We start from the raw sequence: 13,438 nt of genomic DNA on the forward strand, positions 1-13,438 counted from the left end.
TATGTTTTCCGTAATCATTCCTTATTATAAAAAAAGAAAATACATCGAAAGGTGTCTGGATGCGGTTTTGAATCAAACGTTCAAAGATTACGAAATTATCGTCATTGACGATGGTTCCAATGATGATATTGCAGAACTCCTAGCGCAAAATTATTCAGGAAAAGTTACCTTGATTCAACAGCAAAACCAGGGTGTTTCTGCAGCGCGAAATGCCGGTATTGCTGCAGCAACTCACGATTATATTGCGTTTTTAGATGCCGATGATTATTGGAGCCCATTGTATTTGGAAAAGATGGCAGAGGTTATCCATCAGGAACAAAACATTAAAATTATCGGTTCACACTATTCTCGAATTAAAGCTAAAATTGAAACGGAAAATAAAAAGCTAGACTATTTTCTAATCAAAGAATATTTTAAGAATGCATTACGAAATATGTATTTTTTTACTTCTGCGACGGTAATTTCAAAGCGTTTTTTTGAGTCAGAGGCGGGTTTTAATCCGATTTTAAAATCTGGCGAAGATATCGATGTTTGGTTTCGTGCGGTCGCAAGTGGGGGAAATGCATACTATATTAGAAATACTTTAGTGTATTATTCTGATGAAGATGAAAACCAATTAACGGTAGCGCCAAAAAACTATCAGAATAGATTTTTTGCTAATATTGAAACGTTGTATTTTAATGAAAACAAAGTAGATAATAAGGATTTTTATGAGTTTCTCAGCAAATTTATTTATTCTAGTCTTTATCATTTCAAATATGAAAAAGACACTGAAAAGGAAAGTAACCATATTAAAAATATAATTACAAATAAGTTTTTTTTCGCTGAACTCTATTATTTGATTCCTTTTAGAATTGGTAACTATTTATTAAAAAATAATACATTTAAAAAATTAACGAGAAGGTATTTTAAATTTATATTTAGATATCTACATACGTAATTAAAAAAAACTAAACTTCTCAATCATGAAAAAGCTGTTGTATGTTATTGGTTCTCTTGAAAATTCAGGTGGAAGCGAAAGAGCACTTACAGGAAGAGTTAATTATCTTGTAGAAAATTATGATTATGATATCACTATCGTTACGACTAACAAAAATAGTTTAAAAAGCTACTATCCTATTAATCCGAAAGTTAAATTGGTGAACATTCCCATCTCCTTTGCCAAAAATACTTTAGCAGAAAAGCTGGAATATATTTTTTTTAATTCTCATAAAGAAGAGAAGGAATTATATGAATACATCAACGAACATAAATTTGACATTTGTTCTTCGTTAGGTGCAGAATCTTTTCTTTACAAGGGCAATAATGGACACTCTTTTTACAAAATCAAAGAAAATAGATTTACTTATAAAAAACTTTTAAGGGATAATGTACGTTCTATCGGCAAGAAGATTTGGCGATATTTTCGTTTCCGTAATGCGGTTATGGTTCAAAAGAAGATGGATTGTTCTGTTACCCTGACAAAAGAGGATGCTGATTTCTGGAGTAAGTATTTGAAGAAAATTGTTGTAATGCCGAATTTCATCGATACAGAAAACATTGAGTCATCTGAATTAGAGAATAAAATAGTAATCGCTGTAGGGAGATTAGAGGTCGAAAAAGATTTTGAATCATTAATTGAATCTTATTTTCTCGTAGCCCATAAATATCCGGAGTGGAAACTCCATATTTATGGTGATGGATCTTTAAAATCGAAGTTACAAGACCTCATAAATGAAAAAAAATTGACAGATAAAGTCATCTTAAAAGGATCTGTTAAGAATATTTATGAGCAATATTTACATTCGTCTATTTATGTTCATACTGCAGTTTACGAGGGGTTTGGTTTAACTATTTTGGAGGCCATGGCCCATAAGCTACCAGTAGTTGCCTTTGAATCTGTAGGAGGCGTAAAGGTTTTGGTAAAAGATAATGAAAATGGGTTTTTAATCAAAAATCGAGATAGAGTATTGTTGGCGGAAAAAATCGGAAAATTGATTTCGGACAATGAATTAAGAAATGCAATGGGGGCGAAATCCCAAACAATTGCTCACGAGTATTCCGTTGAAAATATCATGGAAAAATGGCACCAATTCTATAGCACCATCTAAAATGAAAATCCTGCGCCTCACTACCCTCCTAGATTTCGGAGGACAAGAAAAACAATATCTGAGTTTTACGGAAAAACCGGAACTGCTCAAGCATCACTATGTTTTTGCGGCCATTGGTTTTGGGGGAAATGCCGAAGAAACGCTTAGGGAAAGAGGATTTGAAGTGCATATTCTGAATCAACCTTTTGCCATCAAGAATATCGCCAATATTTGGAAAGTCTATCAACTGATCAAAAAATTAAAGCCCGATGTGGTACACACCGCAGCTGCAGAAGCCAATTTTCATGGCATGATTGCAGCGAAATTGGCAGGGGTGAAAACCATTATCGGTGAAGAAGTGGGAATTCCGAATCATTCTTCAACCGCTCAGAAAGTATTCAGACAGGTGTACCGGTTTGCCGATCGCATTATTGGGGTGTCTCAATCCGTAAAAAATCATTTGGTGCAAATCAAAGAGATTCCTGCAAGCAAAGGTGAAGTCATCTATAATCCGGTGAGTTTACCCAGGCAATCTCCTAAAGCAGCATCAGAAAAATTTGAAATCGTATATGTCGGAAGATTGGAAAAAGTGAAAAATGTGGAGACTTTGATCCGTGCATTTGCCAATTCCCGTCCTAAGGATGCTCACCTCACCATTGTGGGTGATGGAAGAGAGCGCGAACATTTGGAGGCCTTATCCGCTCAACTTCAAATGCAAGATCAAATCACCTTTACCGGTTTCACCTCCGAACCGTCCAAATTCCTCTCCAATGCAGATTTATTTATTCTGCCTTCGTATTCAGAAGGGTTCGGGATTGCCGCTGCCGAAGCGATGTTTTTGAAAATCCCGGTCTTGTGTTCCAAAGTTGGAGGCATTCCCGAATTTGTGAAAGAGGGCGAAAATGGATGGCTATTTGATCCGAAAAATACCGAAGAATTGACTTCGAAACTGACCGAGATTATGGCGATGGATGCTTCCGTTCTCCTTAAAGTTGGAGAAAAAGGGCACGAAGAAGTAAGCCAAAAGTTTACCGTAGAGCGGTATATCGAAAATATAGAAGGATTTTATCACCATTTGCATCATGATTAGAGTATTACATATTATGTCCACCGTTACAGGCGGTGGCGTGGAACGCAGACGCCTTTCGCTTGCAAAAGCATTTAAAGGTTCTGCCTTTAAAATGAAACTCGTTGGTACTTTCAAAAGTGGAAATATCGCCGAACAAATTGAAGCAAACGGTGTGGAAATCATTGAAGTTGGTGACTTTAATGGGCCTTTTCATTGGGAAAAGCATCGAAAAATTCAGCAGATTATTGAGGATTTCCAACCCCATATTATTCACGGTGCGGTGTATGAAGGGGTCACCATGGCGGCCATCAATGGTTTTATCAAAAAAGTTCCTATTGTATTGCTCGAAGAAACTTCTGATCCGCAAAACCGATCCGCGAAAGCAAATTTCTTGTTGCGCATCTTTTCTTGGGCAGCCGATCGGTTTATCGCCATTGCTCCCAATGTGGCAGATTACCTGACCAATACCGCAAAAGTATCTGCTAAAAAAGTCATCACCATCAACAACGGAGTCGAAATTCCGCGCGAAGTTTCAGCAGAGGAAATATCGCAGTTAAAGGAAAAGTACAGCATACAGGAAAGTGATTTCATCGTAGGTTCTGTGGGAAGATTGTTCAATGACCACAAGAAAATCACGGATATTTTGGAAGCGGTCAAGCAGTTGAATTTGCCTCACTTAAAATTGCTGATTGTCGGTGGAGGACCCGATGAACAATTGCTTAGGGATAAAACGACCGAGTTAGGCATCGCTGATCGGCTGATATTTACCGGCTATCAATACGATACCGCGCCTTATTATCGGTTGATGCAGTTGTTCTGCATCTCTTCCCAAAGGGAGGGCTTTGGCTTGGTGGCTGCAGAAGCGATGTTGCATCACCTTCCCGTATTGGCGACCAAAGTAGGGGGGTTACAGAATGTAGTGAAAGATCAGGAAACCGGTTTTTTAGTTCCTCCTAACAGTCCGGAACAACTGGCAGAGAAAATACATTATTTTTATGAACATACCGATGCATGTGCTTCAATGGGAGAAGCAGGATATCGCCGAGCCATCGAAAACTACACCGAGGAACGGTATGTGAAAGCGGTGGAAAAACTTTATTTAGAATTGCTGGAAAAGAAAGGAATCAAATAACTTTGGGCGACATTAAGATAATATCTGAAAAACTAACATGAAAAACCTCCTCTTTATCACCTGGGACGGTCCACAGACTTCGTATATGGAAGGGCTGTTTATGCCCATTTTCCACGAAATCGCAAAACGTGAGGATCTTGCTTTTCATGTCATGCAGTTCACCTGGGCAGACGGGCAGAAAACCACTGCGGTAAAAAAAATTGCGGAAGATTTTGGCATCCGATATACCGCTGTTCCCATTCTGAAAAAACCGGTGGCTTCTCTGGGGAGTATGATCACCCTTTTTACTTCTTCGGGGAAAATTAAGAAGTACATCAAAGAACACCATATTGACATCGTGATGCCGCGGAGTACTTTTCCGGCCTTCATGGTCAGCAACATAAAAAACAGAAACTTTAAAATCATCTTCGATGCGGACGGGCTACCGATTGAAGAACGGGTGGATTTTGCAGGACTCAAAAAAGAGAGCCGGCAGTACCGTTGGATGAAATGCATTGAAACCCGCATGCTGAAAAATGCGGATTATGTCATTACCCGCTCCCAAAAAGCGGTGGACATTCACCTCCAGACATTGGGTGAAGACTTCCGGTCTAAATTCTCGGTCGTGCTGAACGGCAGGGATACGGAACAGTTCAGGTATGATCAGGATAAAAGAACAGCGGTAAGGGAACGGTTAGGGATAGGGAATGCACTGCTTTTCGTGTATGCCGGCTCGCTGGGGCCGCAATATTGTTTCCAGGAAATGCTGGAGGTTTTTCAAAACTATGCCGCAACTCATCCCGCGCACTTCCTTATCCTGACGGGGAATACAGACTATGCGGAGAGTCAGATCCCGCCTGGTCTTTCTTCCAGAATTACCGTTGAAAAAGTCCCGGTGGCGGAAGTTCCGGATTATCTAAATGCCGCGGATTTTGCTTTTGCTCTCCGTCAGCCTTCCTTCAGCATGCAAGGGGTCGCTCCGATCAAACTGGGGGAATACCTGCTTTGCGGGCTACCGGTGTTGGCGAGCAAAGGCATTGGCGACAGTGATGCCATTCTTCAGCACTTTAAAGATTGCCTGCTCTACGACCACCGCAAAGGAATGGCGGCGCAGCTACCGGAAATCCTGACCTTTGCAGAAAATGCTATCTTTGCCGACAGAAGCGGCATCAGCGAAACCGCGCAGCAGTATTTTTCACTGGAGGCTGCGGCAGCGTCGTATCTTAACGTATTGAGAATTTTATGAAAATCCTGTATTTCACCAAATATTCCCGCAACGCCGGCAGCAGCCGTCTCCGCAGTTACCAGTACGTACCGTGGCTGGAGGATGCCGGTTTTAAGGTTGAGATGAGTCCGCTCTTCAGTGAGCAGTACCTCGTGAATCTCTATGCCGGTACATCCACATTGAAGGAAGCGGTAAAAGGGTATACAAAAAGGTTGTTAAAGCTGTTCTCTGCGGCAAAATATGACCGTATTGTGATTGAAAAAGAAGTGTTCCCGTATTTGCCTGCCTTTGCGGAACGGTGGCTTTCGCTTTTGGGGGTGAAGTATATAGCAGATTACGATGATGCGATTTTTCATAATTACGACCGGCATCCCAATCCGATGATCCGCCGTGTTTTAGGGAAAAAGATCGACCGCGTGATGAGGTATGCGGACACGGTGGTAGCAGGTAATTCTTATCTGGCAGCACGGGCAGAGCAGGCAGGTGCCAAAAGCATCGATATCATCCCTACCGTTATCGATCTTTTGCGCTATCCGAAGTTAATTCCTGCGGACGATCAGCCTGTCGTTCTGGGCTGGATTGGCACGAAAACGACTTTTGAGAAACATGTAATGCCCGTGATGGGATGGCTGCAGAAGGCTGTCGAAGAAAATGATATGGTCTTTCATCTGGTCGGGGTGCAGCCGGAGCAGGATTATGGGGACAGAATCAGATTCTTTCCCTGGAACGAGGAGACTGAGGTGGCGATGATCCGGTCCTTCAGCATCGGGATTATGCCCCTTCAGGATTCGCTGTGGGAACAGGGGAAATGTTCCTATAAACTCATCCAGTACATGGCGTGTTCCAAACCGGTAATCGCGTCTCCGGTCGGCATGAATAAGGAAGTGGTGCAGGAAGATATCAACGGCTATACGGCTACCGGCGAATCCGAATGGCGGGAGGCGGTTAAGCTTCTTGTCAGTGATGCAAAGAAAAGAGCAGACTTTGGCAATGCCGGCCGAAAAATGGTTGAGGAGAAATATGCGCTGCAGGTGACAGCGAATAAATGGATTGCATTACTGAGAAAACCAATATAATATGCTGCTGGATCTCTTTTACATACCGATCATTATAGTCCTGGGGCTGGGGTTTATCAACCTGTTCAGCAGCCAGTTGACAGCAAGGGATACCGACATGCTAAAGAAACTTTTCTTCTTTCATCTGCTGTTGGGCACCTACTACTGTTTTTTTATCCAAGGCGATGCGATAGGGTACTGGCGGGTGCCCAAAGCCTATACGATGGATACTTTTAAAGAGGGGCTGTTCAACGGGGAAGGTACTATGTTTATGTATGCGTTTAACTTCATGTTCTCGAACCTGCTCAACATGTCTTACCTGTCGAACACGCTGTTATTTTCCCTCTTTGGTTTTATGGGGCTGACTTTCTTTTATATGGTGGCGGTGAAGACCATCACCTTCAATACCATGATGTTCGGGTATGTTCTTTTTCCGCTGATCTTTTTTCTGCCCAACCTCCATTTCTGGAGTGCCGGGGTCGGGAAGGACACCACGCTTTTTCTCTGCATCGGCATGTTTGCCTATGGCATCCTTAAACCCATTACCCGGATTCCGCTGCTGGTACTCAGCGTCCTTTTGGCTTTGGCCATACGTCCGCACATCGTACTGTTCCTGATGGCAGGGTTTGGACTTGCTTATATTTTTGGGGGAAAGGTCTCGGTCTTTCAGCGGGTGCTTTTTTCCGGGGTACTGATCGGCATCGGTTTGGCGATTTTGCCTTCCGTCATGGAATTTGCCAAGATTGAAGAGGCGTCCGCTGAGGGATTTGATAAGTTTGCGGAAGCCAAGTCAAGCGTGCTTAGCCGGGCTTCCAGTGGATCACGTATTGATGTCAGCGGGATGCCTTTTCCGTTGAAGGTGCTTACCTTCTGGTTCAGACCTTTTTTCTTTGATGTCCGCAATCTTAATGGACTGATCGCTTCTATTGAAAACCTGATTTTTGTTATCGTCTTTTTAAAAGCTATGCTTAGCAAACCTTTGACCGCCTTCAGAAAGGCGCCCTTTGTGATTAAAGGGCTCGTCTTCTTCCTGATCTTTGGGTCTTTCGCTTTTTCCCAGTCGCTGGGGAATGTCGGCATTATGATCCGGATGCGCAATATGTTCCTGCCCGGGATGCTCATCTATCTGATGTGGGTGTTCTCCTACCAGAAGCAGGTGGCCAGGGAGCAGATGCTGGCGTATCAGGAGAAACTGCGGCAGAATCCGAAGCTGAAGGAAAAGATAGCAAAAGGGTAACCACCCCGGCCTTCCGGCAAAGCCGTAAGGCCACCCCTCCGGAGGAGGGGAATGCTCGGTTTTTCTTTTGTGAGGGAGGTGTTGGGTAGTCAGCACTGGGCATTTTTCCGAAGTGCCATTTTATTCCATCGGGTGTTGATAATGTAGATGTCGGTAAAGTTCCACCGTACAGCTTTATCCGATTCTCTAAGATCCACGGGGATATTCCCCTCCCCTGGAGGGTGTCCGTGTGCGCACGGATGGGGTGGTTATTTTTCAACCGACAGGGCTGTTTTTCCACCCAAAGGACGGTTCTTTCCGGAGTTTATTCAGCAGATTCCTTTATCCCATAATGCTCCATGATGAAGTTTTCCAGGTCTTTTATGACAATTACCATATTGTTTTTAATATCATGATTTGAAATTCTGAACACCTTTACTCCATAACTTTCCAGATCAGATTGTCGCTTCTTATCATATTCCTGTTTGAAGTCATGACTCCAGCCATCAATTTCAATAGCCAGACCTAAATTTTTAACATAGAAATCTACAATATAGTTTCCGATAATTTTCTGCCGGTCAAAATCAATTTGGTGGAACCTGCCGCGGTGAACCTGTTTCCAGAACAGTAATTCACAAAGAATCCGGGCTTTCCTTTTATCCGGAAGCAGAGGTTTCAGCTTTGCATGATAAGGCAGATTTTCAATTCTGTTTTTTCGGATGGGAGTACCCCGGATGTGGGTGAGGATTTTCATGTGTTTCTTTTAAATAAAGATAGGGAATTATGAGAAATAGCCAGGCCGTGAGACCACCCCGTCATCCGCTGGCGCGGCTGCCACCCCTCCGGAGGAGGGGAATGCTCGGTTTTTCTTTTGTGAGGGAGTTTTTGGGAAGTCAGCACTGTTCAATTTTCGGAAGTGCCATTTTATTCCTTCGGGTGTTGATAATGTAGATGCCGGTAAAGTTCCACCGTACAGCTTTATCCGATTCTCTGTGATACACCGGGATATTCCCCTCCCCTGGAGGGGTGCCGGTACGCCTCTGGCGTACCGGTGGGGTGGTGCAACGTGGCCTTCATCACTCCCTGTTTTTGAACTTTGATATCCTGCAGGAAAAACCACCCCGTCCTTTCATCTGCGATGAAAGGCCACCCCTCCAGAGGAGGGGAATACGCGGTTCTCCTTTTGGAGGGATGGAATTAGAAACACTTTACGTTATTTTTTTTCAAAGCTTTAACAAAAATCTTCCTATTTTTACGGCAGCATGAAAATCCTCCACCGTGTTTTTCCGGTTCTGCTGTTGGCCTACCATCTGCTGTTCGCCTGGATAGGATACCAATACATCCTGACCCATCACGGGGATGCAGAACGGTATTGGTTTCTCGGACAGGACCTTTCTGCTTCGTCATGGACTGATTTCCTGAAACCGGGTACTGATGTGGTGAAGTTGCTTACTTTTCCGCTCGTCAAGTTTTTTAATCTTCCGTTCTGGAGCGGCTTCCTCATCTTCAGTCTGCTCAGTTTTGCAGGCGTGCTCATCCTTTACCGGAATTTAATGCGGCTCGCAGGAAGTAAGGTAAAATTACAGATTCTGGTGGTGTTGCTGATGCTGCTTCCCAACTTCCACTTCTGGACTTCCCTCATCGGGAAGGAAGCGCTGATTCTTATTCCGCTCACCATCTTTTGTGCTGAACTCAGCCGGAAGAGGTATTTCAGTGTATGGCTCATTATTTCATTGCTGGCAGTAGCGGTCATCCGCCCGCATGTGGCGTTTGTGCTTGCCCTGAGTTATGTTCTGGCGCTTCTGTTCACGCTCCCGCTTTCTTTAAAAAGAAAAGCAGTGTTATTGGGCGTACTCGCTTTGATGACGGGCCTGTTTACGTGGCTGCTCGCCGGCCTTCAGGATTTCAGTGGTGGATTTCAGCGGGTTCTTCAGAAATATGAAGCCCATATCAGTTATTTTAAAACAACAGACGGCTATGTTCCCCTTGACCGGTATCCTTTGCCTTATAAATTCTTTACGTTCTGGTTTCGTCCGCTGCCATTTGAAAAGGAAGGAGGGCTGTATGGGGTGATCAGTATTGAAAATACCATGCTCCTGGTGCTTTCCCTCTTTGCAGCTTTTTATTCAGTAAAATATTTAAGTATCCTGAAAAAGCAGATGCTCTTCGTTTTTCCTGTAATCATGCTGTTCATCTTCACCCTGATGTATGTTTATGCCTACGCCAACTACGGCATTATCATGAGGACGAGGGTGATGGGAATGCCGTTCTTTGCCGTCCTGCTGGTGGAGGTTTTTGGAGTTGCTGTAAATGAGGCAGGTGCTTCGAAAAAGAGGTTGTTTTCCTGAAGGGATGGAAGATGGTGCTGGATGCTGGATGCTGGGTGATGGGTGATGTAAGATGGAAGATGGGTGAGAGATGCTGGAAGATGGGTGCGGGAAGATGGATGCTGAATACTGGAAGATGGAAGATGGAAGATGGAGGTTGGATGTAAGAGGCAAGAAGCCATAAGCCCTAAGCTAAAGGCAAGATGCTTGATGCTGGGTAATTTGAGGTCCTTCAAAATATTCCGTCTGGGTTTCCGTTATCAGGGTGATGAACAAATGGGATTTATTTTATAGTTTCTAGTGTTAAAATGACTGAATTTTATCCCGTTATTGGTATAATTTATGTAATATTGCGGAGGAAAAAAAATCTTAAAATCTTAGGGGGTAGTGAGATTTATATGAACCGAATTTGCTGTTAAAACAGCTTTGATGTTGTGAAAAAATTAGTGAGAATAACGACGGTACCCGTGTCACTCGACAAACTGCTGGGGAACCAACTCCACTTCATGAATGAACATTATGAGGTTACTGCCGTGTCGTCGGACCGTGAGAGCCTCCGTAAGATTGCTGACAAATATGGCATTGGCCATCATCATATTGAGATGACCCGCAAAATTACCCCTTTCAAAGATCTGAAATCCTTCTGGCAGGTCTACAGATTCCTCAGAACCCACCGCCCCGAAATCGTGCACACCCATACCCCGAAAGCGGGACTTATCGGGATGGCCGCAGCATTTTTTGCGGGCGTGCCTGTGCGCATGCATACGGTGGCCGGTTTACCGCTGCTGCAGGCCAAAGGCCTGAAAAAGCAGGTGCTCAAGATCGCGGAACGTACAACCTACTCCTTTGCCAACGGGGTGTATCCGAATTCCTTCAATATGGAGAAAATCATTGAAGACTACGGGTTCTGCAGTGCCGGAAAACTGAAAGTGATTGGTAACGGGAGTTCCAACGGCATCGACCTTCAGCATTTTAATCCTGAACAGTATCCGGAAGAGGAAGTTAAAAGAATAAAAACTTCGCTTGGCATCACCGAAAACGATTTCACTTTCGTATTTGTAGGGAGGCTCGTGAAAGACAAAGGCATCAACGAACTGGTTTCCGCCTTTTCCGCGCTGTCTAAAAAGCATAAAGGACCTTTTAAACTCCTGCTCGTAGGGAACTATGAGGAAAAACTCGATCCCCTGCTGCCGGAAACCCTTAAAGAAATTGCACAGAATCCCAATATTATCAGCACGGGTTTCCGCGAAGATGTACGCCCTTACTTCGCTGTGAGTGATGCGCTTGCCTTCCCGAGTTACCGGGAGGGCTTCCCCAATGTAGTGCTGCAGGCTGCAGCCATGAATCTGCCGTGCATTGTAACCAATATCAACGGCTGCAACGAGATTATCGCCGATGGCGTGAACGGCCTGCTGATGCCGGTAAAGGATGAAACTGCACTCGAACAGGCGATGTACCGCCTTTACAGTGATCACGCACTCTATGGCAAACTGCAGTCCAATGCACGAAACAGTATTGAAGGGCGCTTTACCCAGACCCTGCTCTGGTCACAGATCCGTGAGGAGTACGACCGCCGCTGGCTGCTGTCCACCCCTTCCTCAAGCCGCACCAAAAGACTTACCCGCATCATTATAGACAAAGCATCTGCGTTTCTGTCTTAGTTGATGATGGGTGCTGGATGTCTGATGCAAGGTTTCAGGTGCTCCACCATGGATAAAGGGTTTATGTGTTGGAGGATTTTCATCTCCATTCATTTTATTTTTAACGTTTACATGTGACTCCCTGCAGAAAGTTTTTTTCTGAAGCAAAATTCATGTCACTATATCCTTCTTTTTAACGGAATTTCTTCGGTAAAACAGCTGCAGGGGATGACAAAAAGTGGTTATAAAGCCCGCTTCTTGACCAGGGGAATCCTTCGGTTTCGCAGCATAGGGCGCTTTTGACTTCATCAAAACACTGCGGTAGGTTTGCTTTGCAAAAGAGGCTGCATCACTCTGCGCTATGATATTAGCACCGTAACGGCTTCGCCGCGGTGAGTCTCCTCCGGAGTGACAAAGACCTGTGTTGAAAGTGAGGGCTTTGCTGAACGGTTTGTTTGGTGCGGGGTGCGGGGAGCAGGAAGCGGGGAGCTGCAAGTTGGATGACCTTTGCTTCTCGGCAGCGGTAGCTTGTCGCTGCGCTAAGTACTATGACAGTGGGCACCGTTACGGCTTTGCCGCGGCAAGGCTCCTCCGGAGTGACAAAGATGTGTTTTGACAGTGTAGGATTTGCTCATAGGCTTGCTTCGTCGTTCCGCTTCGCTGCACTCCCCGCAATGAAGTCACTTAAACACCTCCATCACTTCCTCAACCGTCACCTTTCCAAAGTAGTCGGTTAAATCGACGTTTTCGAGGATGCTGCGCAGTTCCTCTTCCTCATGCTTGTGCCCGATGAGCAGGTCTTCCAGTTCTTCAATGGGTTTCGGCGCAAAGAAATCACCGAAAATCTTGGCTTTTTCGATGTTGCCCTTTACGACATCGAGGTGGACTTCAATAAATCCTGCCGGCACCTTGATGGCTTTCTGAAAACTGTAATTCGGGGAGAAGCCGAAGTTCCAGTCCCAGGTTTCATACTTTTCTTTCATGAGCTGTTCGATGCCTTCCCGGTCTTCGGTTGTCAGTTCATAGCGTTCCGCACCGGGATTGCTGCTGATGATCTCGTCCGTCAGCAGGTTTTTCAGTACTTCCGTTGTGGTGTCCTCAGGCAGATAATGGATGAGGTTGGTTACCCGTGCCCGGTTGGATTTGGTGGCCTTGTCGATGAACTTCAACGGGTTGGCTTTAAGGGCTTCCCCCAGAACCTCCATTTCTGAATTGAGGAGCAGGGTACCGTGTTGAATCATTTTCCCGTTTTTGGCAAGTTTCGCATTGCCACTGAACTTTTTGCCGTCAACCAGCAGGTCGTTGCGGCCCTGCAGTGCGGCAGGCACGCCGAGGCGGTTCAGCAACCGGAGGACGGGCTGGGTGAAGACCGAGAAATCCCCGAAATCATGGTCGCCCAGAAGGGTATGAAAAGAAAAGTTGAGGTTGCCCAGGTCGTGGTACACCGCGCCGCCTCCCGACATCCGTCTTACGACTTTGATTTCTTTATCCTGTACATAGTCGAGATTGATTTCTGCCAGCGTGTTCTGGAATTTTCCAACAATAATGGAGGGCGCGTTCACATAGAGCAGGAAAATATCTTCCGTGGGAAAACGGTGGAGCAGGAATTCTTCGCTTGCGATATTGAAATAGGCGTTGCTCGAAGGGGAGTCGATGATGAGCATGGGGAATGTTTTTGCAAAAATAGGGAAAAATGTTGGGTGATGGGAGCTGGGAGAGGGAAGAG

At 44.8% G+C, this 13,438-nt stretch carries 11 protein-coding genes; 9 read left to right on the forward strand and 2 right to left on the reverse strand.

Translation table 11 applies throughout. The features are described 5' to 3' along the window. The first annotated feature begins 1 nt into the window (after position 1). The 7 genes from V5N63_RS01350 to V5N63_RS01380 are packed head-to-tail and all read left to right on the forward strand — an operon-like array spanning position 2 to position 7,766. The gene (locus V5N63_RS01350; RefSeq protein WP_332032324.1) at positions 2-940 is read left to right on the forward strand and encodes a glycosyltransferase family 2 protein; all 939 of its coding nucleotides are present in this window, start codon (positions 2-4) and stop codon (positions 938-940) included. Positions 941-965: 25 nt separating this feature from the next. After that, a complete protein-coding gene (locus tag V5N63_RS01355) occupies positions 966-2,090 on the forward strand; it encodes a glycosyltransferase family 4 protein (protein ID WP_332032326.1) in 1,125 nt (374 codons plus the stop codon). Between the two features lies 1 nt (position 2,091). Next, entirely contained in the window at positions 2,092-3,159 is a 1,068-nt protein-coding gene (locus V5N63_RS01360) for a glycosyltransferase (RefSeq protein WP_332032328.1), read from the forward strand. Between the two features lie 13 nt (positions 3,160-3,172). Further along, positions 3,173-4,270 (forward strand): glycosyltransferase family 4 protein, encoded by a 1,098-nt coding sequence (locus V5N63_RS01365; RefSeq protein ID WP_332032364.1) that lies wholly within the window; start codon positions 3,173-3,175, stop codon positions 4,268-4,270. Positions 4,271-4,307: 37 nt separating this feature from the next. Continuing rightward, a complete protein-coding gene (locus tag V5N63_RS01370; protein WP_332032330.1) occupies positions 4,308-5,495 on the forward strand; it encodes a glycosyltransferase in 1,188 nt (395 codons plus the stop codon). Then, positions 5,492-6,550, forward strand: a complete 1,059-nt coding sequence (locus V5N63_RS01375) for a glycosyltransferase family 4 protein (RefSeq protein ID WP_332032332.1) — start codon at positions 5,492-5,494, stop codon at positions 6,548-6,550. The genes V5N63_RS01370 and V5N63_RS01375 overlap by 4 nt, the downstream gene beginning before the upstream one ends. Position 6,551: 1 nt before the next feature. Further along, on the forward strand, positions 6,552-7,766 hold the full coding sequence (locus V5N63_RS01380; RefSeq protein WP_332032334.1) for a hypothetical protein: 1,215 nt from the start codon (positions 6,552-6,554) through the stop codon (positions 7,764-7,766). Positions 7,767-8,070: 304 nt separating this feature from the next. On the opposite strand, the gene V5N63_RS01385 is transcribed toward V5N63_RS01380, so the two are convergent. Next, entirely contained in the window at positions 8,071-8,499 is a 429-nt protein-coding gene (locus V5N63_RS01385; protein ID WP_332032336.1) for an endonuclease domain-containing protein, read from the reverse strand. Between the two features lie 508 nt (positions 8,500-9,007). Between V5N63_RS01385 and V5N63_RS01390 the strand changes: the two genes are divergently transcribed. Both V5N63_RS01390 and V5N63_RS01395 read left to right on the forward strand, forming a co-directional pair. Further along, positions 9,008-10,093, forward strand: a complete 1,086-nt coding sequence (locus tag V5N63_RS01390; RefSeq protein WP_332032338.1) for a hypothetical protein — start codon at positions 9,008-9,010, stop codon at positions 10,091-10,093. A 413-nt stretch (positions 10,094-10,506) separates the two neighbouring features. Then, entirely contained in the window at positions 10,507-11,733 is a 1,227-nt protein-coding gene (locus V5N63_RS01395) for a glycosyltransferase family 4 protein (RefSeq protein ID WP_332032340.1), read from the forward strand. Between the two features lie 659 nt (positions 11,734-12,392). Here the strand turns inward: V5N63_RS01395 and V5N63_RS01400 are convergent. Further along, complete coding sequence (locus V5N63_RS01400) at positions 12,393-13,376, reverse strand: lipoate--protein ligase (RefSeq protein ID WP_332032342.1); 984 nt, start codon at positions 13,374-13,376, stop codon at positions 12,393-12,395. Between the last annotated feature and the right edge of the window lie 62 nt (positions 13,377-13,438).

Origin of the sequence: Kaistella sp. (assembly GCF_032060305.1) — a bacterium.
GTDB lineage: Bacteria > Bacteroidota > Bacteroidia > Flavobacteriales > Weeksellaceae > Kaistella > Kaistella yananensis.